General features: G+C 71.0%; 21 protein-coding genes. 10 read left to right on the top strand and 11 right to left on the bottom strand.

The features are described 5' to 3' along the window. Positions 1-104 precede the first annotated feature (104 nt). From MHW47_RS16785 to MHW47_RS16770, 4 genes are all read right to left on the bottom strand, one after another. On the bottom strand, positions 105-575 hold the full coding sequence (locus tag MHW47_RS16785; protein WP_239224104.1) for a MarR family winged helix-turn-helix transcriptional regulator: 471 nt from the start codon (positions 573-575) through the stop codon (positions 105-107). 108 nt (positions 576-683) lie between these two features. After that, complete coding sequence (locus MHW47_RS16780) at positions 684-1,418, bottom strand: AIM24 family protein (protein WP_275449285.1); 735 nt, start codon at positions 1,416-1,418, stop codon at positions 684-686. Positions 1,419-1,441: 23 nt separating this feature from the next. Then, positions 1,442-2,092 (bottom strand): AIM24 family protein, encoded by a 651-nt coding sequence (locus MHW47_RS16775; RefSeq protein ID WP_239224102.1) that lies wholly within the window; start codon positions 2,090-2,092, stop codon positions 1,442-1,444. Then, positions 2,092-2,724: an AIM24 family protein gene (locus MHW47_RS16770; protein WP_239224107.1), complete on the bottom strand. Its 633-nt coding sequence runs from the start codon at positions 2,722-2,724 to the stop codon at positions 2,092-2,094. Before MHW47_RS16770 ends, MHW47_RS16775 begins: the two co-directional genes overlap by 1 nt. Before the next feature lie 280 nt (positions 2,725-3,004). On the opposite strand from MHW47_RS16770, the gene MHW47_RS16765 reads away from it, so the two are divergent. From MHW47_RS16765 to MHW47_RS16745, 5 genes are all read left to right on the top strand, one after another. Beyond that, positions 3,005-3,355, top strand: coding sequence for a DUF3817 domain-containing protein (locus tag MHW47_RS16765; protein WP_239224101.1), 351 nt, complete (start codon positions 3,005-3,007; stop codon positions 3,353-3,355). Further along, positions 3,352-3,645 carry an MTH1187 family thiamine-binding protein gene (locus MHW47_RS16760; protein WP_030351951.1) on the top strand — a complete coding sequence of 98 codons (294 nt, stop codon included), beginning with the start codon at positions 3,352-3,354 and terminating at the stop codon, positions 3,643-3,645. Before MHW47_RS16765 ends, MHW47_RS16760 begins: the two co-directional genes overlap by 4 nt. A 149-nt stretch (positions 3,646-3,794) precedes the next feature. Further along, positions 3,795-4,304, top strand: a complete 510-nt coding sequence (locus MHW47_RS16755) for a MarR family winged helix-turn-helix transcriptional regulator (RefSeq protein WP_026171455.1) — start codon at positions 3,795-3,797, stop codon at positions 4,302-4,304. A 65-nt stretch (positions 4,305-4,369) separates the two neighbouring features. Beyond that, entirely contained in the window at positions 4,370-4,705 is a 336-nt protein-coding gene (locus tag MHW47_RS16750) for a DUF3817 domain-containing protein (protein WP_239224099.1), read from the top strand. A gap of 82 nt (positions 4,706-4,787) precedes the next feature. Continuing rightward, positions 4,788-6,488 carry a methylmalonyl-CoA mutase gene (locus MHW47_RS16745; protein WP_239224098.1) on the top strand — a complete coding sequence of 567 codons (1,701 nt, stop codon included), beginning with the start codon at positions 4,788-4,790 and terminating at the stop codon, positions 6,486-6,488. Here MHW47_RS16745 and MHW47_RS16740 read toward each other — a convergent pair. Next, positions 6,464-7,132, bottom strand: a complete 669-nt coding sequence (locus MHW47_RS16740; RefSeq protein ID WP_239224097.1) for a TetR/AcrR family transcriptional regulator — start codon at positions 7,130-7,132, stop codon at positions 6,464-6,466. The two genes, MHW47_RS16745 and MHW47_RS16740, sit on opposite strands and share 25 nt — an antisense overlap. Positions 7,133-7,447: 315 nt before the next feature. Between MHW47_RS16740 and MHW47_RS16735 the strand changes: the two genes are divergently transcribed. From MHW47_RS16735 to MHW47_RS16720, 4 genes are all read left to right on the top strand, one after another. Then, positions 7,448-8,419, top strand: a complete 972-nt coding sequence (locus MHW47_RS16735; protein ID WP_239224096.1) for a tetratricopeptide repeat protein — start codon at positions 7,448-7,450, stop codon at positions 8,417-8,419. Between the two features lie 678 nt (positions 8,420-9,097). Continuing rightward, positions 9,098-9,694 carry a DUF6230 family protein gene (locus tag MHW47_RS16730; protein WP_239224106.1) on the top strand — a complete coding sequence of 199 codons (597 nt, stop codon included), beginning with the start codon at positions 9,098-9,100 and terminating at the stop codon, positions 9,692-9,694. Between the two features lie 95 nt (positions 9,695-9,789). After that, entirely contained in the window at positions 9,790-10,347 is a 558-nt protein-coding gene (locus MHW47_RS16725; protein WP_239224095.1) for a DUF6114 domain-containing protein, read from the top strand. Beyond that, positions 10,337-11,632, top strand: coding sequence for a hypothetical protein (locus MHW47_RS16720; protein WP_374230100.1), 1,296 nt, complete (start codon positions 10,337-10,339; stop codon positions 11,630-11,632). The genes MHW47_RS16725 and MHW47_RS16720 overlap by 11 nt, the downstream gene beginning before the upstream one ends. 132 nt (positions 11,633-11,764) lie before the next feature. Here MHW47_RS16720 and MHW47_RS16715 read toward each other — a convergent pair whose 3' ends face one another. The 4 genes from MHW47_RS16715 to pta all read right to left on the bottom strand — a co-directional run bounded on the left by MHW47_RS16715 (position 11,765) and on the right by pta (position 17,528). Further along, positions 11,765-12,502, bottom strand: a complete 738-nt coding sequence (locus MHW47_RS16715; RefSeq protein ID WP_239224093.1) for a hypothetical protein — start codon at positions 12,500-12,502, stop codon at positions 11,765-11,767. Positions 12,503-12,700: 198 nt separating this feature from the next. Further along, the gene (pyk, locus tag MHW47_RS16710; RefSeq protein ID WP_239224092.1) at positions 12,701-14,131 is read right to left on the bottom strand and encodes a pyruvate kinase; all 1,431 of its coding nucleotides are present in this window, start codon (positions 14,129-14,131) and stop codon (positions 12,701-12,703) included. A 74-nt stretch (positions 14,132-14,205) separates the two neighbouring features. Continuing rightward, positions 14,206-15,450, bottom strand: coding sequence for an acetate kinase (locus MHW47_RS16705; protein ID WP_239224091.1), 1,245 nt, complete (start codon positions 15,448-15,450; stop codon positions 14,206-14,208). 5 nt (positions 15,451-15,455) lie between these two features. Further along, positions 15,456-17,528 carry a phosphate acetyltransferase gene (gene pta, locus MHW47_RS16700; protein WP_239224090.1) on the bottom strand — a complete coding sequence of 691 codons (2,073 nt, stop codon included), beginning with the start codon at positions 17,526-17,528 and terminating at the stop codon, positions 15,456-15,458. Positions 17,529-17,791: 263 nt separating this feature from the next. On the opposite strand from pta, the gene MHW47_RS16695 reads away from it, so the two are divergent. Further along, positions 17,792-18,817, top strand: a complete 1,026-nt coding sequence (locus MHW47_RS16695) for an ATP-dependent 6-phosphofructokinase (RefSeq protein WP_111338263.1) — start codon at positions 17,792-17,794, stop codon at positions 18,815-18,817. Positions 18,818-18,847: 30 nt separating this feature from the next. On the opposite strand, the gene MHW47_RS16690 is transcribed toward MHW47_RS16695, so the two are convergent. Beyond that, the gene (locus MHW47_RS16690; protein WP_239224105.1) at positions 18,848-19,477 is read right to left on the bottom strand and encodes a helix-turn-helix transcriptional regulator; all 630 of its coding nucleotides are present in this window, start codon (positions 19,475-19,477) and stop codon (positions 18,848-18,850) included. A gap of 198 nt (positions 19,478-19,675) precedes the next feature. Then, on the bottom strand, positions 19,676-20,350 hold the full coding sequence (locus MHW47_RS16685) for a response regulator (RefSeq protein ID WP_239224089.1): 675 nt from the start codon (positions 20,348-20,350) through the stop codon (positions 19,676-19,678). Positions 20,351-20,454 lie beyond the last annotated feature (104 nt).

Raw genomic sequence — 20,454 nt, 5'->3', positions numbered from 1 at the left:
GACGGACGCGCCGGGCGGCGGGGCCCGCTTCGCGCTGTGGCTGCCGTCGCGGTCCGGTTCCGCGGCCGTCCCGGGGGTGTGAGCCGGGGAGCGAGGGGGCCGGGTCAGCCCCGCTGCCCCCGCAGGTGCTCGGCCACCGGCGTGAGGGCGGCGTGCAGTTGGGCCAGGGCCTCGGGGGAGAGCAGGTCCATGAAGTGCTTGCGGACCGACGCCACGTGGTGCGGGGCGACCTTGCGCATCGTCTCCGCGCCCTCCTCCGTGAGCACCGCGTACAGGCCCCGGCGGTCCGACTCGCAGTTCTCCCGGCGGACCAGGCCCGCGGTCTCCATGCGGGTGATCTGGTGCGAGAGCCGGCTCTTCGACTGGAGGGTGGCGCCCGCGAGATCGCTCATCCGCATCCGCCGGTCCGCCGACTCCGACAGGTTGACCAGGATCTCGTAGTCGTTGTTGGTCAGCCCGAACGGCTGGAGGTCCTTCTCCAGCTGGTGCATCAGCAGCCTGCTGACGTCCAGGTGGGTGCGCCAGGCGCACTGCTCGGCGTCGCTCAGCCAGCGGGTGGCCGTCTCGGTCTCCATGTATTGATTCTACCTAAGAAGTTGAAAGCCGGACGAGTCGTGAGCGTGTGACGCCCGGCACGCACGACGGGGCGCAGGAGTTCGACGTCACACTCCGCAGACTACCGTTTACAAACCGAAGCGACGCTGGAGGTCCCCCAGCTGACCGGGGGCGCGGGGCGCGGCGCCGGGTTGACCGCCGCCGGGCACGCCCGCCTGCTGCGGCACCGGCCCCGTCGGCTGCTCGGGCATCAGCGCCTCGGAGGACTGGAGCAGCACCGTGCCGGCGCCCACGAACTCGAACTGGTGCTCCTCGCCGGAGGCGCCGCCGATCCCGGTGAGCGCGCGCAGCCCGCCCATCACGCCGGTCATGTAGCCGTGGTCGTAGTGGTGGCAGGGGGAGGGGCAGTCCGCCCAGCCCACCAGGGCCTGCGGGTCCACCCGCAGCGGCGGCTCCATGAAGACCACCGGGCCGTTGGACGCGGCGACGAACTTGCCCGTGCCGATCAGCGTCAGGAACCCGGGCACGATCGACTGCTTCAGCGCCAGCGACGGCTGGTACGCGAGCAGGTTGCCGGACCGGATCGTCAGGTTCCCGTCGTCCAGGTCGTAGGAGTTCACGTCGAACGCCCGGTCGGCGAGCAGCATCTTGCCGCTGCCCTCGGCGACCACCCAGTCGCTCGCGTGCAGCGGGGAGTGGAAGCTCGCCCGGACCAGCCGCTCGAACCGGCCGTGCCCGATGCCGTCGAACTTGATCTGCCCGTAGTAGGCGATCATCTTGCCCTTCTGCAGGAACCACTGGCTCCCCTTCAGCTCCACGCAGAAGGTGTAGGCGTTGACGTTGTCGTCCGCCGGCAGCGTCATCGGATCGAAGATCACGGGGGCGTTCACAGCTTCTCCTCCGACGCCTGGACGTACACCGCACCACTGCCGCTCAGCTCCAGCTGGAAGCCCTCGCCCGAGCCCCGGCCCACCATCTCGCGCCAGCCGATCGCGGTGGAGAGCTTGTTGCGCACGTCGCCGTGGTGGGCGACGTACGCCTGGGGGTCGACGTGCACCGCGCGGCCCGGCGTGATCGGCAGCTCGATGACGCCGCCGTGCGCCATCACCGCCACCGCGCCGTGGCCCTGGAGCGTCGTGGTGAACAAACCCTGGCCGGTCACCTGGCCGCGCACCATGCCCATCACGCCTCCCTGCGAGCCCATGAACATCGTGCCCTGCTGGAGCGTCCCGTCGAAGGCGAGCAGCCGGTCGGCCTCCACGTACAGCGTGTCCCCGGAGAGGTTGATGACCTGGATGTGGTGGCCGCCGTGGCCGAACATCACCGTGCCGTTGCCCTCGACCGTCATCAGCGGCGTCGCCTCGTTCGCCAGCCGGCGGCCGATCATCGACATCACGCCGCCCTGACCGCCCTGGATGTTCGGCGTGAACGACACCTCGCCCCGGTAGGCGAGCATCGCCCCGCGCTGGCTGAACATCTTCTGGCCGGGCACCACCGTCGCCTCGACCATCCTGGAGTTGATCTCCCGGAACGGCATCAGACGTTTCCCCCGATCGTGTTCCGCTCGCTGGGCTGCACGTAGACCAGTCCCTCGCCCTCGAAGCGGATCTGGAAGGACTCGCCCGAGCCCTCGCCGATCAGGGTCCGGAAGTTCACCCCGGACTGGAAGTGCTGCTGGAGGTTGCCCTGGTGGGCGATGTAGGCGCCCGGGTCGACGAACAGCGGGTACTGCGCCGAGACCCGCAGCACCACGGCCGTGCCGTCCGACATGATCGCCGCCTGGCCGGTCCCCTCGACGGTGGTCGTGAACAGGCCGTTGCCCGTCGCGCCGCCGCGCAGCCCGGTGAACGTGGTGCCGGTGCGCAGCCCCGCGTCGGTGCAGAGCAGATTGCTCGCCTCGACGTACAGCTTGTCGCCGTGCAGCGAGACGAGGCTGATCTCGCTCGCCCGGTCCGCGAAGTAGCAGGTGCCCTGCCCGGTGACCTGCATCACGGCCATCGACTCGCCGGTCAGCCGGCGCGTCACCATGCCGCGCAGCCCCTCACCGCCGCCCGTCATCTTCTTGAACGACATCTGGCCCTCGTACGCGACCATCGAGCCGTTCTTCGCCTTGACGGCATCGCCGGTCAGTTCGACCGCGAGCGTCTTGCTTCCCTCAAGCCGGAACATTGCCACCCGGCGAAAATAGCCGCAGCGACCGCCGCCCGAACAGGGGCGGCCGGGCGATCGGCCGTTCCCGGCCGCCCCTGGTACGCGTCCGGTACCGGACGCGGACACAATCGGGACGTACGCCGCACACCACCGGCGCGACACCCCCCGCTCCCACCCGCCGCTCCCGCCCGCGCGCGAGCCGGACCCCCCGCCCGGCCGCCCCGGCCGCGATGTCACAATGGTGCCGCTTGTGCGTGCGTTCACAAGCCGTCACGCCCCTCCCACCGAAGGTGCCCCCGTGGACATCAAGACCGCCACCGCCCTGCACCGGCTGCGCCTCATCTCGATTCCCGAGGCGCTGTCCTTCCCGGCCCTGATCCTGTTCGGCTCGGTCCTGAGCCGGGTCTCGGACATCGACTTCCTGATGATGCCGCTGGGCCTGCTGCACGGCGTGCTCTTCGTCATCTACGTCGTGCTGCTGCTCGACGTGTGGGCGAAGACCAAGTGGCCGCTCAAGCGCGTCGCGTTCTTCTTCCTGCTCTGCGTGCTGCCCTTCGGCGGCCTGTACGGCGACAAGGTGCTCAAGCGCTACGAGGCGGACAGCGTCATCGCCGCCCGCGCCCGCCGGGAAGGAACGGTCAGCGCATGATCGTCGCGTTCTCCGTCAGCCCGCTCGGGGTCGGTGAGGACGTCGGCGAGTACGTCGCCGACGCGGTCCGCGTCGTCCGCGAGTCCGGGCTGCCCAACCGCACGGACGCCATGTTCACCTCCGTCGAGGGGGAGTGGGACGAGGTCATGGATGTCGTAAAGCGCGCCGTCGCCGCCGTCGAGGCACGGGCCGGGCGGGTCTCGCTCGTCCTCAAGGCGGACATCCGCCCCGGCGTCACGGACGGGCTGACGTCCAAGGTCGAGACGGTCGAGCGGTACCTCGCGGGCTGACCGCGCGCGCCCCGCGACGAGCCCCCGCCCGCCCGGACGGGGGCTCCCGTCGTCCCGGAGAGCGGGCGCGCCCGTCTCCCGACCGGCGGCCCGGACCGAAGTGCGAGACGGGGAGGACCGGCAAGTTCCCCATGGGTAAGGTCGTGGCCGTGCCGAAGCCGCTCAGCCTTCCCTTCGACCCGATCGCGCGCGCCGACGAGCTCTGGCAGCAGCGCTGGGGCCCCGTCCCGTCCATGGGGGCGATCACCTCGATCATGCGCGCGCAGCAGATCCTGCTCGCCGAGGTGGACGCCGTCGTCAAGCCGTACGGGCTGACCTTCGCGCGCTACGAGGCGCTGGTGCTGCTCACCTTCTCCAAGGCCGGCGAGCTGCCGATGTCCAAGATCGGTGAGCGGCTCATGGTCCACCCGACGTCGGTGACCAACACGGTGGACCGGCTGGTGCGCTCCGGCCTGGTCGACAAGCGCCCCAACCCGAACGACGGCCGGGGCACGCTGGCCTCGATCACCGACAAGGGCCGCGAGGTCGTCGAGTCGGCCACCCGTGACCTGGTGGCGATGGAGTTCGGGCTCGGGGTGTACGACGCGGAGGAGTGCGCCGAGATCTTCGCGCTGCTGCGGCCCCTGCGCATCGCGGCGCAGGACTTCGAGGAGATCTGAGAGACGCGGCTGCGGAGCCCGGCCCGCTGCAAGATCGCCCCGCCCGTCCGGTTACGCTCGATGGCATGAAACGCAGTGTGCTGACCCGATACCGGGTGATGGCTTACGTCACCGCCGTCATGTTGCTGATCCTCTGCGTGTGCATGATCTTCAAATACGGCTTCGACAAGGGCGAGGGCCTGACGCTCGTCGTCTCCCAGGTCCACGGCGTGCTGTACATCATCTACCTGATCTTCGCCTTCGACCTCGGATCCAAGGCGAAGTGGCCGATGGGAAAGCTCCTCTGGGTGCTGATCTCGGGGACCATCCCGACGGCCGCGTTCTTCGTCGAGCGCAAGGTCGTCCGTGAGGTCGAGCCGCTGGTCGCCGGCGCGGCGCCCGCGGCCCCCGCGAACGCCTGAGCGCCCCCCCCGAACCGCCCCGCGCGAAGCGCCGGGCGGTTTGTCATCGACATTTACTAGGACGTCCTAGTAAATTGGCGGTATGGACGCTGAAGCGATCGAGGAAGGCCGCCGCCGCTGGCAGGCCCGTTACGACAAGGCCCGCAAGCGTGACGTGGACTTCACCACGCTGTCCGGGGACGCGGTCGACCCCGTGTACGGCCCCCGGCCCGGGGACACGTACGAGGGCTTCGAACGGATCGGCTGGCCCGGTGAGTACCCCTTCACCCGGGGCCTGCACCCGACCGGGTACCGGGGCCGCACCTGGACCATCCGCCAGTTCGCCGGCTTCGGCAACGCCGAACAGACCAACGAGCGCTACAAGATGATCCTGGCCGCCGGCGGCGGCGGGCTGAGCGTCGCCTTCGACATGCCGACCCTGATGGGCCGCGACTCCGACGACCCCCGCGCCCTCGGCGAGGTCGGCCACTGCGGCGTCGCCATCGACTCCGCCGCCGACATGGAGGTCCTGTTCAAGGACATCCCGCTCGGCGACGTCACGACGTCGATGACCATCAGCGGCCCGGCGGTCCCCGTCTTCTGCATGTACCTCGTCGCCGCCGAACGCCAGGGCGTCGACCCGGCCGTCCTCAACGGCACGCTCCAGACGGACATCTTCAAGGAGTACATCGCGCAGAAGGAGTGGCTGTTCCAGCCCGAGCCCCATCTGCGCCTCATCGGCGACCTGATGGAGCACTGCGCGAGCTCCATCCCCGCCTACAAGCCGCTCTCGGTCTCCGGCTACCACATCCGCGAGGCCGGGGCGACGGCCGCTCAGGAGCTGGCGTACACCCTCGCCGACGGGTTCGGCTACGTGGAGCTGGGGCTCTCGCGCGGCCTGGACGTGGACACCTTCGCGCCCGGCCTCTCCTTCTTCTTCGACGCGCACCTCGACTTCTTCGAGGAGATCGCCAAGTTCCGCGCCGCCCGCCGGATCTGGGCCCGCTGGATGAAGGAGACGTACGGCGCGAAGACCGACAAGGCGCAGTGGCTGCGCTTCCACACCCAGACCGCCGGTGTCTCGCTCACCGCGCAGCAGCCGTACAACAACGTCGTGCGCACCGCCGTCGAGGCGCTGTCCGCCGTCCTCGGCGGCACCAACTCGCTGCACACCAACGCCCTCGACGAGACCCTGGCGCTCCCCTCCGAGCAGGCCGCCGAGATCGCGCTGCGCACCCAGCAGGTGCTGATGGAGGAGACCGGCGTCGCCAACGTGGCCGACCCGCTGGGCGGTTCCTGGTACGTGGAGCAGCTCACCGACCGCATCGAGGCCGACGCCGAGAAGATCTTCGAGCAGATCAAGGAGCGCGGCACCCGCGCCCACCCGGACGGGCAGCACCCGGTCGGCCCGATCACCTCCGGCATCCTGCGCGGCATCGAGGACGGCTGGTTCACCGGCGAGATCGCCGAGTCCGCGTTCCGCTACCAGCAGGCGCTGGAGAAGGGCGAGAAGAAGGTCGTCGGCGTCAACGCCCACCACGGCTCGGTCACCGGCGACCTGGAGATCCTCCGGGTCAGCCACGAGGTGGAGCGCGAGCAGGTCCGGGTGCTCGGCGCCCGCAAGGACGCCCGCGACGACGCCCGCGTCCGCGCCGCCCTCGACGCGATGCTGGCCGCCGCCCGCGACGGCTCCAACATGATCGCCCCGATGCTCGACGCGGTCCGCGCGGAGGCGACCCTCGGCGAGATCTGCGGCGTCCTGCGCGACGAGTGGGGCGTCTACACGGAGCCGGCGGGCTTCTGACCGTACGGGCGCGGCCGCTCACCGCCGGCCGCGCCCAGCCCCGCGAGCAGCAGCAGGGTGAAGCGGCGGGCCCAGTCGGCGTCCACGGGCTCGCCGCTCACCAGGGTCCGGTGCACCACCGCGCCGGCGATCACGTCGAAGATCAGGTCCGCCGTCAGCGCCGCCGTGGCCTCGTCCGGTTCGACGGGCAGCTCGCCGCGCTCCTGCGCCCGCCGCCGGCCCTGGAGGACGAGCCGCTTCTGCCGGTCGACGATCGAGTCGCGGATGCGGGCCCGCAGCGCCTCGTCCCGCGTGGACTCGGCGACCACCGCCATCAGGGCGGTCCGGGTCTCCGGCCGTTCCAGGAGCGCGGCGAACTGCAGCACGACCGCCTCCACATCGGCCGCGAGGCTGCCCAGGTCCGGCATCTCCAGCTCGTCGAAGAGGACCGCGACCGCGTCCACGACGAGTTCGTTCTTGCCCGCCCAGCGCCGGTAGAGGGTCGTCTTGGCGACCCCGGCCCGCGTCGCCACGTCACCCATCGTCAGCTTCGACCAGCCGAGGTCCACGAGGGAGGCGCGGGTCGCCTCCAGGATCGCCTCGTCGGCCTCGGCGCTGCGCGGACGTCCCGATCGTGCGGGTTTGGGGTGGCTGCGGCTGAGCATGCCGTGACGATACCCGTCAGTAGGTAAATCCGACCGGGAGTGCTGCCCGTGAGAGAGATCACCGCGCACTCTTGTGCGTGAGGGGGCGTGGCCAGTTACGCTACGGGTCGTAGCGTAAGGCGGCGGTCCGGACCGTCCCGAGCGCGACGGCGAACGACAGCCACAGGCGCCGGGTGGGGACCGGGTGCCGACCGGGTCATTCAGGGGCCCAGAACCGTGTCTGTCCGTACCCCCCGCACACCGGCGAGGGCTGCGGACGGGTGCGGTTCGCGTATCGCTTTCCGGAACAGCGTGCCGAGGGGGGAGGATGTACGCATGCAGCCCAGAAACATGTCCATGAGCGGCGTCGTCGACCTCGCCGCGGTGAAGGCGGCCGGTGAGGCCAAGGCGAAGGCGGAGCAGGCCCGTGCGGAGGCCGCCCGGCAGGGAGGCCCCGCGGCCGTGCCCGCCTCCTCCCTCGTCATCGACGTCAACGAGGCGGGTTTCGAGCAAGACGTCCTCCAGCGCTCCGCCGAAGTGCCCGTCGTCATCGACTTCTGGGCCGAGTGGTGCGAGCCGTGCAAGCAGCTGGGCCCGCTCCTGGAGCGCCTGGCCCACGAGTACAACGGCCGCTTCGTGCTGGCCAAGGTCGATGTCGACGCCAACCAGCTGCTGATGCAGCAGTTCGGCATCCAGGGCATCCCCGCCGTCTTCGCGGTCGTCGCCGGCCAGGCGCTGCCGCTCTTCCAGGGCGCGGCGCCCGAGGCCCAGATCCGCCAGACCCTGGACCAGCTGATCCAGGTCGGCGAGGAGCGCTTCGGTCTCACCGGCATCGCGGTGGACGCCTCGGCGGCCGGCGAGGCGCAGGCCCCGGCCCCGGCCCCGCCCGGCCCGTACGACTCGCTCCTGGAGGCGGCGGCGCGGGCGCTCGACGCCAACGACTTCCCGGGCGCGGTCCAGGCCTACAAGAACGTCCTGTCCGACGACCCGGCCAACACCGAGGCCAAGCTGGGCCTGGCCCAGGCGGAGTTGCTGGCCCGCGTGCAGGCGACGGACCCGCAGCAGGTCCGCCGGGACGCCGCCGAGAAGCCGGCCGATGTGGACGCCCAGCTGGCGGCGGCCGACCTGGATCTCGTCGGCGGCCATGTGGAGGACGCCTTCGGCCGGCTTGTGGAGACGGTGCGCCGTACGTTCGGCGAGGACCGGGACCGGGTGCGGCTGCGGCTGCTCGACCTCTTCGAGGTGATCGGTCCGGAGGACCCGAGGGTGGGCGCGGCGCGTACCGCACTGGCGCGCGTCCTGTTCTGACCGGTTGGTCCGGTCCGATTGTGCTGAACTGACAACACGGCCGCGGCGGCCTTCGGGCGCCGCGGCCGTTTTCGCGACCGCGCGACAAGAGTGGGCCCTGCTTTACCAAATCTTGATAAAACCACGGCCTGTTACTCGCAGTAAATCGATCTTGGCGATGTGCCCCGTTTCACTCGCTGTTACTCACTTTCGTCCGCCCCTGTGGGGCCACCCTGTGTGGCCACCCGATGCCGGCAGGTTGCGGCCCGGCAAGGGGGCCATTACCAGCGAGTAACGACCCCTCTTGTGTCCCGGCCGGGAATGGACCACGATCGGCCACGCTCGGTCCAATAACGCCAGTCCGGCTGCCAGTCGGGTGGGGCGGCTCCGTTGGGTCCCCACCGAGTGGGCCGGCGGCAGTGTCGCCGGCTCCGGACAGGGGGGTTCCTGCCGGTCGGCAGGGCCTGTCCGATCAGGTCGCGCAGACGCGTGACCCGTGGTTGTCGCTCGGGGGTGATCGCCGGTGGTGCGGACGCTGTACACGCCTCCGCTCGCGGGCGCTCTCCTTTCCGAGGACGTAGCACTTCTCCCATCCCGGGTCGGGCAGGATGCCGGACCGGAGATGTACGTCCGAGAAGGAGGAAAAGTATGAGTTCCCAGGTTCGCGGTGGCACGAGATGGAAGCGTTTCGCTGTCGTCATGGTGCCGAGCGTCATAGCCACCGCCGCTGTCGGCGTCGGCCTGGCGCAGGGCGCGCTCGCCGCGTCGTTCAGCGTGTCGGGGCAGGAGTTCAAGGTCACGGCCGGTGAGCTCGAAGGCTACAACTTCGTGCAGTACGGCAGTGTGGCCACGGAGGAAGGCGCCGACCCCAAGGTCAACAACGGCAAGGCACACCCCGTGGCCGTGTCGGGGTTCAGCAAGGCCTACATCACGAACATGTGCCAGTCGGTCGTCACGCCGAACCTGCCGTTCGGCCTCGGCAACGTCACGCTGCGGCTGGAGGCGGGTGGCAAGGGGCACGACCGTGTCTACGCCAAGGACCTCTACCTTGACGTGTCGGAGCTCAACGGTGACGCCAAGTTCAAGAACATCGACATCGGTGTCCGGGCCGGCGACCTGCAGAACCCGGGCATCCAGCCCGGTACCCAGGCCAACCCCAACGGGTTCGCCCAGCGCGCCGAGAAGGCCGTTCTGACCGGTGTCCAGCAGAAGGCGTGGGCCACGACGGCCGGCACCTTCAACCTCAGCGGCCTGAAGCTGAGGCTCTCCAGGGGCACCGACCAGGAGTGCTACTAAGCACCACTCGGGTGGCCGGGGCGCGCACCGCCGGCTTCCGGCCACCCACCCTTCTCCTCCTCACAGCAGTACCGGTTCCCAGGGAGCTGTTTTCCATGAGCCCCGAATCCCAAGGGCAGAACGAGCATTACCTCACCGTCGCCCGGCGAGGCTTCCGCACCTGGCGGGGTGACCGGCCGTTCTGGGCCGGACTGTTCACCATGCTGGGCGGCTTGCCCATCATGTACTTCCCGTACGCGAACATGCACCTCGGGAACATGACGCTGGCGATGTCCACCACCGCCGGCGCCGGCTCGCTGATCATCGGCGTCCTGCTCGTCACGCTGGGCCTGACGATGTGGCTCCAGAGCATCGTCCGCGTCTTCGCCGGTGTCGCGGCGATCCTGCTGGCCCTCGTCTCCATACCCGTCGCCAACATCGGCGGCTTCCTGATCGGCTTCATCCTCGCCCTGGTCGGCGGCGCGCTCTCCATCTCCTGGATGCCGGGCGAAACACCGGCCGAGGGGGCGCCTGAAGAGGCCCCGGAGACCGTTTCGTTCGCGAAGGACGAGCAGCCCGAGGCCGCGCTGCACGGCGCGGGCATCCCCGAGCAGCAGCCGGCCCCCTACGACACGGCGGCCGACACCGACGGCGGGAGGCATCGTGCGGGGTGAGGACATGAACCGCGCGGACGAGTCCGGGCTCCGGGAGGAACGCCGCGGACCCCGTCACGCCGCGCCCAGGAAGTCGCTGCTGACGAAGCTCCACATGCCGTCCGGCAAGAAGGCGTTCGCGCTCGCCGCGATGCCCACGGCGGTGTTCGTCGGGATGGGGCTCACCCCCCGCCTGGCGATGGCCGACGACGCGACGGACATCCCGTTCGCGCCCGGCCCCTGTGTGACCCGCTCCGACGAGCCGGCCGAGTCGGCGGAACCGACGCCCTCCGCGTCGAAGACGCCGTCCCCTTCGGCGAGCGCCACCGCCACGCCGACGCCGACGGCGACCGGTGCGGCGACCCCGAAGCCGACGGTCACCGGCGCGGCGGCCGACACCGCGAAGAAGACCACCGAGGTCGCCCCGGCCGATACCCCCGCCGAGACCCCGGCCGCCACTCCTTCGCCCACCAAGTCGGTCAACCCGCTCGACCCGCTGGGCCTGGGCGACGCGCTCCGTGACCTCTTCGACGGCAAGAACAAGGACGAGGAGGCGGCGAGCCCGTCCCCTGCGCCCACCACCGCGAGCCCGGCGCCGACCGCGTCCGCCACCCCGGACACGAAGGACGAGCCCGCGGACAAGGCCACCGACGCGGCCGAGGACACGACCGGCAAGACCGCCGACGCGACCACCGACGCCATCCGCGAGGCGGCCGGCCGGGCGGGCCGCACGGTCGAGGAGCTGGACGAGGACGTCAAGGGCACCGAGCCCAAGAAGGACGAGGACATCCCGGACGGCGCCAAGCAGCCGTTCCCGTGCCCGACCGCGGACCCGGAGGCCCTGGCCAACGCGAAGCTGGAGCCGGGCATCCCGAACCTGCCCACCGACCCGTGGATTCTGGAGAGCTCGCTGCTCACCCTGAACGGGCTGGACTACAAGGGCATCGTGGAGGTGCGTACGGGTGACGGCACCATCAAGAAGGTGCTGAAGTTCACCGCGTCCTCGATCGACATCAAGGACCTGCACCAGCTGACGGTCGGTCCGATGCCGGGGGTCACCGGCCACGTCCAGGCGCGGAAGGGCTCCACCTCCACCATCAGGGAGGGCACGGTGACGATGTACACGGAGGAGCTGAAGGGCAACCTCTTCGGCCTCATCCCGATCACCTTCAGCCCGCAGTCCCCGCCCCCGCTGAACGTCCCCTTCGCGTTCTTCACCAAGGTGAAGGTCACCCAGGCCGGCCAGTTCGGCGGCACCCTGACGGTCCCCGGCCTGCACAACTACTTCACCAAGGACGGCGCCTGACGCCTGTGGACGACGCACAGCGGCTTTGGGCCGCGCCTCAATCCGGCGCTGTTGGTCCACTCGCCCCTGTGTGACGTCGGTCCCCACGACCCGGTTGCGGTCGTGGGGACCGACGCCTTCGCCGCCGGAGCACTAGACTTTTCGGTCTCCTTGCCACGTCACCGATTCCAAGGTGGCCGGCCCCCCGTGCGCTACGCCTCTGTAGGTCACCTTCCGCATGGATCCGAGTTCGCGGGCGAGTCTTCGCGTCATCTCTTCTCCCTCGCGGAACCGGCGGAGAGTGACGTCCATGTACCTGGCCTCATTCCGGTCCCGGAGGTAGGTATTCATCTCCTCGTCGATGCTCCGGGCCCAGGCGTACAGGTCGGCCACCAGAGCCTCGGACAACGCCAGCGCGGCCGCCGGGTCATCCGGGAAGAAATCCCCGAATCCTTCGGACCGGAGTGGTCCGCATCTGAACTCTCCCTCAACTGAGATGTCCACGGGATGCGGCGGAGCGCCTTGGTCGTCTCGTTCTCCGTGAAGCCGGTCGCAGCCCCAGCAGATCCATGTCGATGTTCCGCGTGGTTCGTCCCAGTAGCGCACGGCCCATGAGGGCCCCAGGTGTCTGGCCACTTCCTGGGTGACTTTCAAGCCGCGCGCTGCATGTTTGCGCGCCGCAGGACGGGAGTCGAACCCCTCCTGAGGAAGCGAGGCAGCCCAGGTGCCGAGTGCCTTCGCCAGATCGGGCGGCAGAAGCAAACCTGTGTCGTCCAGCGGAACATTGTGCGTGAAGGAATCGAGGTGGGCGTACTCCCCCTCCGGCGAGGCATACAGCGGAGATGCTTCACCGCGTGCCTGTACAAGCAGTGCGTGTGGCTTCTCGGTCATGCGATGTGTGCTCCTGCCGCGTTGCCCTCGCCCCCCACGCTGCCGGCTATGCGCTGGGATTCCTGCGGAATGCTACGTCGATGAGGTGCCACGTCGGCGTCCCAACGGCAGCGCTTGGGCTGTGGCGCCGCCGGTCCGAGGAAAAAAGGGGGTGCCCCCGGTCCGTGGACCGGGGGCACCCCTCGTACCCTCTGCGGGTCAGCCCTGGTCCTGGCCGCCGACGTGGTGGACGCGGACCATGTTCGTCGTGCCGGGGACGCCGGGGGGCGAGCCGGCCGTGATGACCACCGTGTCGCCGGCGTTGTAGCGGTTCAGCTTCAGCAGCTCCGAGTCGACCAGGTCCACCATCGCGTCCGTGTTGTCCACGTGCGGGACGACGTGGGCCTCGACGCCCCAGCTGAGGGCCAGCTGGTTGCGGGTGGACTCGTCCGTGGTGAAGGCGAGGATCGGCTGGGCGGCGCGGTAGCGGGAGAGGCGGCGCGCGGTGTCGCCGGACTTGGTGAAGGCGACCAGCGCCTCGCCGCTGAGGAAGTCCGCGATCTCGCAGGCCGCGCGGGCCACCGAACCGCCCTGGGTGCGCGGCTTCTTGCCCGGAACCAGCGGCTGGAGGCCCTTGGAGAGCAGCTCCTGCTCGGCGGCGACCACGATCTTCGACATGGTCTTGACGGTCTCGATCGGGTACGCGCCGACCGAGGACTCCGCGGAGAGCATGACCGCGTCCGCGCCGTCCAGGATCGCGTTGGCGACGTCGGACGCCTCGGCGCGGGTCGGACGGGAGTTGGTGATCATCGACTCCATCATCTGGGTCGCCACGACCACCGGCTTGGCGTTGCGCCGGCACAGCTCCACCAGGCGCTTCTGCACCATCGGGACGCGCTCCAGCGGGTACTCGACGGCGAGGTCGCCGCGGGCGACCATCACACCGTCGAACGCCATGACGACGCCCTCCATGTTCTCGACGGCCTGCGGCTTCTCCACCTTGGCGATGACGGGAACCCGGCGGCCCTCCTCGTCCATCACCTTGTGGACGTCCTTGACGTCGTTCGCGTCCCGCACGAAGGAGAGCGCGACCAGGTCGCAGCCCATCCGCAGGGCGAAGCGCAGGTCGTCGACGTCCTTCTCGGACAGGGCCGGCACGTTCACCGCGGCGCCCGGCAGGTTGATGCCCTTGTGGTCCGAGATCACCCCGCCCTCGATGACGATGGTGTGGACCCGGGGGCCCTCCACGGAGACGACCTTCAGCTCGACGTTGCCGTCGTTGATCAGGATCGGGTCGCCCTTGGCGACGTCGCCCGGCAGACCCTTGTAGGTGGTGCCGCAGATCGACTTGTCGCCGGGGACGTCCTCGGCGGTGATGACGAACTCGTCCCCGCGGACCAGTTCCACGGGGCCCTCGGCGAACTTCGCGAGGCGGATCTTCGGGCCCTGGAGGTCGGCGAGCACGCCGACCGCCCGCCCGGTCTCGGCGGCCGCCTTGCGGAGCCGGTCGTAACGACCCTGGTGTTCCGCGTGGGAGCCGTGACTGAAGTTGAAACGGGCCACGCTCATGCCGGCCTCGATCAGAGCGACGAGCTGCTCATGGGAGTCGACGGCGGGGCCGAGGGTGCAGACGATTTTCGAACGGCGCATGGGGCGAATCCTATCGGTTTGTTTCGCTGCGGAATATTCCGTCTGGCGGAAGATACAAAGGGGCGGGGGTCCGCTCAGTTGTCGACCAGTGCGAAGGTCTGTATGGCGATCTCCAGTTCCTCGTCCGTCGGCACCACGGCGACCGCGACGCGTGCGTAATCCGGCGAGATCAGGCGCGGTACCGCGGTCCGTACGGCGTTGAGGTCCGCGTCCACCGCCAGGCCCAGCTCCTCCAGACCCCGGATCGCGGCTTCCCGCACCGGGGCGGAGTTCTCCCCGACCCCGGCGGTGAAGACGACGGCGTCCACCCGGCCGAGGACCGCCGTGTAGGCGCCGATGTACTTCTTCAGCCGGTGGATGTAGATGTCGAAGGCGAGCGCGGCCCGCTCGTCGCCCTCGTCGATCCGGCGGCGGATCTCCCGCATGTCGTTGTCGCCGCACAGCCCCACCAGGCCGCTCTTCTTGTTGAGCAGGACGTCGATCTCGTCCGCCGACATCCCCGCCACCCGCTTCAGATGGAAGGTGACGGCCGGATCGATGTCACCGGAGCGGGTACCCATGACCAGCCCCTCCAAGGGGGTCAGTCCCATGGACGTCTCCACGCACCGGCCGCCCGCGACCGCCGAGGCCGACGCCCCGTTGCCCAGGTGCAGCACGATGACGTTGACGTCCTCCGGCTCCTTGCCCAGCAGCGCCGCCGCCTTGCGGGAGACGTACGCGTGCGAGGTGCCGTGGAAGCCGTAGCGGCGGATGCGGTGCGCGTCGGCCGTCTCCACATCGATCGCGTACCGCGCCGCGTACTCCGGCATCGTCGTGTGGAACGCCGTGTCGAACACCGCCACCTGCGGCAGGTCCGGCCGCAGCGACCTGGCGGTGCGGATGCCGGTGATGTTGGCCGGGTTGTGCAGCGGCGCCACCGGGACCAGCCGCTCGATCTCCTTCAGCACGTCGTCGGTGATCACGGTCGGCTCGGTGAACCGCAGCCCGCCGTGCACCACCCGGTGCCCGATCGCGGCCAGCTCCGGCGAGTCCAGGCCGAGCCCGTCCGCCGCCAGCTCCGCGGCCGCCGCCTTCAGCGCCTCGTCGTGGTCGGCGATCCGGCCCTCGCGCTCCCTGCTGCCGCCCGCGCCATCGGTCAGCGGGGTGTGGACGAGCCGGGAGGTCTCCTCGCCGATCCGCTCGACCAGTCCGGCCGCGAGCCGGGAGCGGTCGGTCATGTCCAGCAGCTGGTACTTCACGGAGGACGAGCCCGAGTTGAGCACGAGCACCCGGCGCGGCCGCCCGGCCGCCGTCGCGTCGGTGGTGTTCGGGGTGGTCATGCGGGTCACTCCTCGCCCTGGGCCTGGATCGCCGTGATCGCCACGGTGTTGACGATGTCCTGCACGAGCGCGCCGCGCGACAGGTCGTTGACCGGCTTGCGCAGCCCCTGGAGGACCGGGCCCACCGCCACCGCCCCCGCCGAACGCTGCACCGCCTTGTACGTGTTGTTGCCGGTGTTCAGGTCCGGGAAGATCAGGACCGTCGCCTGCCCCGCCACCTCGGACCCGGGCAGCTTGGTCGCCGCCACGCTCGGCTCGACCGCCGCGTCGTACTGGATGGGGCCCTCGATCCTGAGGTCCGGCCGGCTCCCGCGCACCCGCTCCGTCGCCGCGCGCACCTTGTCCACGTCCGCGCCGCTGCCCGAGGTGCCCGTCGAGTACGACAGCATCGCGATCCGGGGGTCCACGCCGAAGCGGGCGGCGGTCGCGGCCGACTGGACCGCGATGTCCGCAAGCTGCTCGGCGTCCGGGTCCGGGTTGACCGCGCAGTCGCCGTACACCAGCACCCGGTCGGCCAGGCACATGAAGAAGACGGACGAGACGATCGAGGCGTCCGGCTTCGTCTTGATGATCTCGAAGGCCGGCCGGATCGTCGCCGCCGTGGAGTGCACCGCGCCGGAGACCATGCCGTCCGCCAGGCCCTCCTCGACCATCAAGGTGCCGAAGTAGTTGACGTCCGAGACGACGTCGTACGCCAGCTCCACCGTCACCCCGCGATGCGCCCGCAGGGCGGCGTACCGCTCGGCGAAGGACTGGCGCAGCTCGGAGGTCTGCGGGTCGATGAGCTGGGTCTGGGCAAGGTCGATGCCCAGGTCGGCGGCCTTCTTGCGGATGACGTCCGGGTCGCCCAGCAGCGTGAGGTCGCAGACGTCGCGCCGCATCAGGACGTCCGCGGCGCGCAGCACCCGTTCCTCGGTGCCCTCCGGCAGCACCACCCGGCGCCGGTCCGCGCGCGCCTGCTCCAGCAGCTCGTGCTCGAACATCATCGGGGTGACCCGGCCGCTGCGGGCGACGGATATCCGGTCGAGGAGGGCGGCGGTGTCCACATGGCGCTCGAAGAGGCCGAGGGCGGTCTCGGCCTTGCGCGGGGTGGCCGCGTTCAGCTTGCCTTCCAGGGCGAACAGTTCTCCGGCGGTGGGGAAGGAGCCGCCGGCCACCGACACGACCGGGGTGCCCGGGGCGAGCCGTGCGGCCAGCGTGAGTATCTCCTCGCCGGGCCGCTCGTCCAGGGTCAGCAGCACCCCGGCGATCGGCGGCGTCCCGGCGCTGTGCGCGGCCAGCGAGCCGACCACCAGGTCCGCGCGGTCGCCCGGCGTGACCACCAGGCAGCCCGGTGTCAGCGCCTTCAGCAGGTTCGGCAGCATCGCCCCGCCGAAGACGAAGTCCAGCGCGTCCCTGGCCAGCCCGGAGTCGTCGCCCAGCAGCACCGTGCCGTCCAGGGCCGCGGTGATCTGGGCGACCGTGGGCGCCGCGAGGGCCGGTTCGTCCGGCAGGACCGAGCAGGGCACCGGCAGGGTCGCGGACAGGCGTTCCGCGACGACGTCGCGGTCGGCCGGGGCCACCCGGTTCACGATCATCGCCAGCACGTCGCAGCCCAGCCCGGCGTAGGCCCGGTACGCGTTGCGCGTCTCGGCGCGCACCGATTCGGCGTTCTGGTCCTGGCCGCCGACGACCGCGATCACCGAGGCGCCGAACTCGTTGGCCAGCCGGGCGTTGAGCGCCAGCTCGTCGGGGAGCTGGGTGGCGGCGTAGTCGGTGCCGAGGACGAGCACGACCTCGTAGCCGGCGGCCACCCGGTGGAAGCGCTCGACGAGCCGGGACACCAATTCGTCGGTACCCTGCTCGGCCTGGATCGCGGACGCCTCGTGGTAGTCCATCCCGTACACCGTGGCCGGGTCCTGGGAGAGCCGGTAGCGGGCCCGCAGCAGCTCGAAGAGGCGGTCGGGGTCGTCGTGGACGAGGGGGCGGAACACCCCGACCCGGTCCACCTGGCGGGTCAGCAGCTCCATGACGCCCAGGTCCACGACCTGGCGGCCGTCCCCCCGGTCGATCCCGGTCACGTACACGCTGCGCGTCACGCGTGCTCTCCCGTCGTCTCTGGTCCGGTATGGTGCCCGGTTCGAGTGGTAATCGCCCGTTTGACGATACCCGTGGGGGCGGCGCCGCCGCCCGCCGGACGACTGCCCCGCGAGGGCACCGGCAGGCGGCCCCCGGACGGCCGGGAGCGCGAGCCGCGCGCCCGGCGTGGGACACTCGTCGTGACTCACGGTACGGGGGACGAGGAAGAAGCCCCCGTTCCGGATGCCAACGGACGGGCCCAGCGAGCAGGAGATACAGCAGGATGCGCATCGGAGTTCTCACCGCAGGCGGCGACTGCCCCGGCCTGAACGCAGTGATCCGTTCGGTCGTCCACCGGGCCGTCGTCGGCCACGGAGACGAGGTCATCGGCTTCGAGGACGGCTTCAAGGGCCTCCTCGACGGCCACTTCCGCCCCCTCGACCTGAACGCGGTCAGCGGCATCCTCGCCCGCGGCGGCACCATCCTCGGCTCCGCCCGCCTGGAGCGCGCCCGGCTGCGCGAGGCCGCCGAGAACTGCGCCGAGCTGAGCCGGCGCTACGGGATGGACGCGCTCATCCCGATCGGCGGCGAGGGCACCCTCACCGCCGCCCGGATGCTGTCGGACGCCGGGATGCCCGTCGTCGGCGTCCCCAAGACCATCGACAACGACATCTCCTCCACCGACCGCACGTTCGGATTCGACACCGCCGTGGGGGTCGCGACGGAGGCCATAGACCGTCTGAAGACCACCGCCGAGTCCCACCAGCGCGTGATGGTCGTCGAGGTGATGGGCCGCCACGCGGGCTGGATCGCGCTGGAGTCCGGCATGGCCGGCGGCGCCCACGGCATCTGCCTGCCCGAGCGCAGGTTCGAGGTGGACGACCTGGTCAAGATGGTCGAGGAGCGCTTCGCGCGCGGCAAGAAGTTCGCGGTCATCTGCGTCGCCGAGGGCGCGCACCCGGCCGAGGGCTCCATGCCGTACGCCAAGGGCGAGATCGACCAGTACGGGCACGAGCGCTTCCAGGGCATCGGCAACCGCCTGGCCGTCGAGCTGGAGAAGCGGCTCGGCAAGGAGGCCCGGCCGGTCATCCTGGGCCACGTCCAGCGCGGCGGCACCCCGACCGCCTACGACCGCGTCCTCGCCACCCGCTTCGGCTGGCACGCGGTGGAGGCAGCGCACCGCGGCGACTTCGGCCGGATGACCGCGCTGCGCGGCAACAACATCGAGATGGTGCCGCTCGCCGAGGCGGTCACCCAGCTCAAGACGGTCCCGCTGGACCGGATGCACGAGGCCGAGTCGGTCTTCTGACCGGCCCGCCGGGCGGCGCCCCCGCGGCCGTTACGACGCGGGGGTCGCCGCCTCCCAGAACCGGGGGACGATCCGGTCCAGGAAGGCCCGGCCCTCGTCGCCTGAGCCGCCGGGCCGGTCCGTGCCGGTGCTGCTCCAGCTGAGCGTGGTGACCATCAGCGCCTGGTAGTCCGTGTGCAGCCGCTCCAGGGCGTCCTGCACCCGGCGCTTGTCCAGCGGCACCAGCTTGGCCACCGGCCGGGTGTGCGCCTGCCAGCGCGTCGTCACCGCGGTGCGCAGCAGGCCCGCCAGCTCCTCCTCGCGCCCGGCCGCCGCCACGAAACCCGCGGGCGACAGCTCCAGGGCCTCGGTCAGGGCCGCGGACTGGCGCTCGTTGCCCCGCCACCGCCCGGACTCCTCCATCCGCAGATACGCGGAGGCGGCCATCCCCACCCGTGCCGCCAGCTCGTCCGGGGTCAGCCCGCGGGCGACCCGGTGCTCGCGCAGGCTGCGCGCGGCCGTCAGCAGCTCGCCCGGCGCGCACCACAGCACCCCGGCCAGCGCGGTCAGTTCGTACTCGGAGGGAACGGCCAGGCCGCGTTCCCATTCGGCCACGGTCTCCGCGGTGATCCGCAGTCCGTACTGGGCGCCGAGGCCGTAGGCGACATGGCCGGGGGCCATTCCCAGGGCCTCGCGGAGTCTTCGCGCGGCGGGGGCGTTGAACGGGGGAGTGGGGTGCACGCGCCCACCGTAAGGAGGCGGGGGCCTGTCTGACTACGGTGTGTTCGCCCGAGAATACGGCTCATAGGAAGGTCCTAGGTACAAAAGCCGCACGGGGGGACCGACCGGCCGGCCCGGCCGCCCCCGCCGCCTTCCGGTTCAGCGCTTCTCGGCCTGCCAGCGGTAGTGCAGCTCGGGCCGCCCCACCTGCCCGTACTGCGGGCTGCGCACCGCCCGCCCCACCGTCACCAGGTATTCCAGATAGCGGCGCGCCGTGATCCGCGAGATGCCCAGCTCCAGCCCCGCCGCCGCGGCCGTCAGTCCGTCGGGGGCCGCCCGCAGCGCGCCGGTCACCGACTCCAGCGTCGGGCCGCTCAGCCCCTTGGGCAGCCGGGCCGGCTCCGGGGCGCGCAGCGCGGCCAGCGCCCGGTCCACCTCGTCCTGCCCGCTCGCCTCCCCGGCCGCCGCCCGGAACTCCGCGTACCGCACCAACCGGTCCCGCAGGGTCGCGAAGGTGAACGGTTTCAGCACGTACTGGACGACGCCCAGCGAGACGCCCTCGCGGACCACCGCCAGGTCGCGGGCCGAGGTCACCGCGATCACGTCCGCCGCGTGCCCGGCGGCCCGCAGCGAGCGCAGCAGCGCCAGCCCGTGCCCGTCCGGCAGGTAGAGGTCCAGGAGCAGCAGATCGACCGGGGTGCGCTCCAGCGCCCGGACCGCCTCGGCGCGCGAGTGCGCCACGGCGGCCACGGCGAAGCCGGGCACCCGGCCCACGTACAGCCGGTGCGCGTCCGCCGCGACCGGGTCGTCCTCGACGACCAGCACCCGGATCACGCCCGCACCCCCGCGTCCAGCGGCAGCCGCACGGTGAACTCCGCGCCCCCGTCCGGCCCCTGCTCCAGGGCCACCGTGCCGCCGCCCCGGTGCGCGGCCTGGCG

It is taken from the genome of Streptomyces sp. OfavH-34-F (assembly GCF_022347745.1).
Taxonomy (GTDB): Bacteria; Actinomycetota; Actinomycetes; order Streptomycetales; family Streptomycetaceae; genus Streptomyces.
Note: the sequence above shows the minus strand (reverse complement) of the source record. Positions and strands in the feature narration are given on the sequence as shown.

Coding starts and splice junctions, on each gene's coding strand:
- MHW47_RS16785 (WP_239224104.1), bottom strand. CDS start 575: ATGGAGACCGAGACGGCCACCCGCTGGCTGAGCGACGCCGAGCAGTGC.
- MHW47_RS16780 (WP_275449285.1), bottom strand. CDS start 1,418: ATGACGCTGCCGGCGGACGACAACGTCAACGCCTACACCTTCTGCGTG.
- MHW47_RS16775 (WP_239224102.1), bottom strand. CDS start 2,092: ATGCCGTTCCGGGAGATCAACTCCAGGATGGTCGAGGCGACGGTGGTG.
- MHW47_RS16770 (WP_239224107.1), bottom strand. CDS start 2,724: ATGTTCCGGCTTGAGGGAAGCAAGACGCTCGCGGTCGAACTGACCGGC.
- MHW47_RS16760 (WP_030351951.1), top strand. CDS start 3,352: ATGATCGTCGCGTTCTCCGTCAGCCCGCTCGGGGTCGGTGAGGACGTC.
- MHW47_RS16750 (WP_239224099.1), top strand. CDS start 4,370: ATGAAACGCAGTGTGCTGACCCGATACCGGGTGATGGCTTACGTCACC.
- MHW47_RS16745 (WP_239224098.1), top strand. CDS start 4,788: ATGGACGCTGAAGCGATCGAGGAAGGCCGCCGCCGCTGGCAGGCCCGT.
- MHW47_RS16740 (WP_239224097.1), bottom strand. CDS start 7,132: ATGCTCAGCCGCAGCCACCCCAAACCCGCACGATCGGGACGTCCGCGC.
- MHW47_RS16735 (WP_239224096.1), top strand. CDS start 7,448: ATGCAGCCCAGAAACATGTCCATGAGCGGCGTCGTCGACCTCGCCGCG.
- MHW47_RS16730 (WP_239224106.1), top strand. CDS start 9,098: ATGGTGCCGAGCGTCATAGCCACCGCCGCTGTCGGCGTCGGCCTGGCG.
- MHW47_RS16725 (WP_239224095.1), top strand. CDS start 9,790: ATGAGCCCCGAATCCCAAGGGCAGAACGAGCATTACCTCACCGTCGCC.
- MHW47_RS16715 (WP_239224093.1), bottom strand. CDS start 12,502: ATGACCGAGAAGCCACACGCACTGCTTGTACAGGCACGCGGTGAAGCA.
- pyk (WP_239224092.1), bottom strand. CDS start 14,131: ATGCGCCGTTCGAAAATCGTCTGCACCCTCGGCCCCGCCGTCGACTCC.
- MHW47_RS16705 (WP_239224091.1), bottom strand. CDS start 15,450: ATGACCACCCCGAACACCACCGACGCGACGGCGGCCGGGCGGCCGCGC.
- MHW47_RS16695 (WP_111338263.1), top strand. CDS start 17,792: ATGCGCATCGGAGTTCTCACCGCAGGCGGCGACTGCCCCGGCCTGAAC.
- MHW47_RS16690 (WP_239224105.1), bottom strand. CDS start 19,477: ATGGCCCCCGGCCATGTCGCCTACGGCCTCGGCGCCCAGTACGGACTG.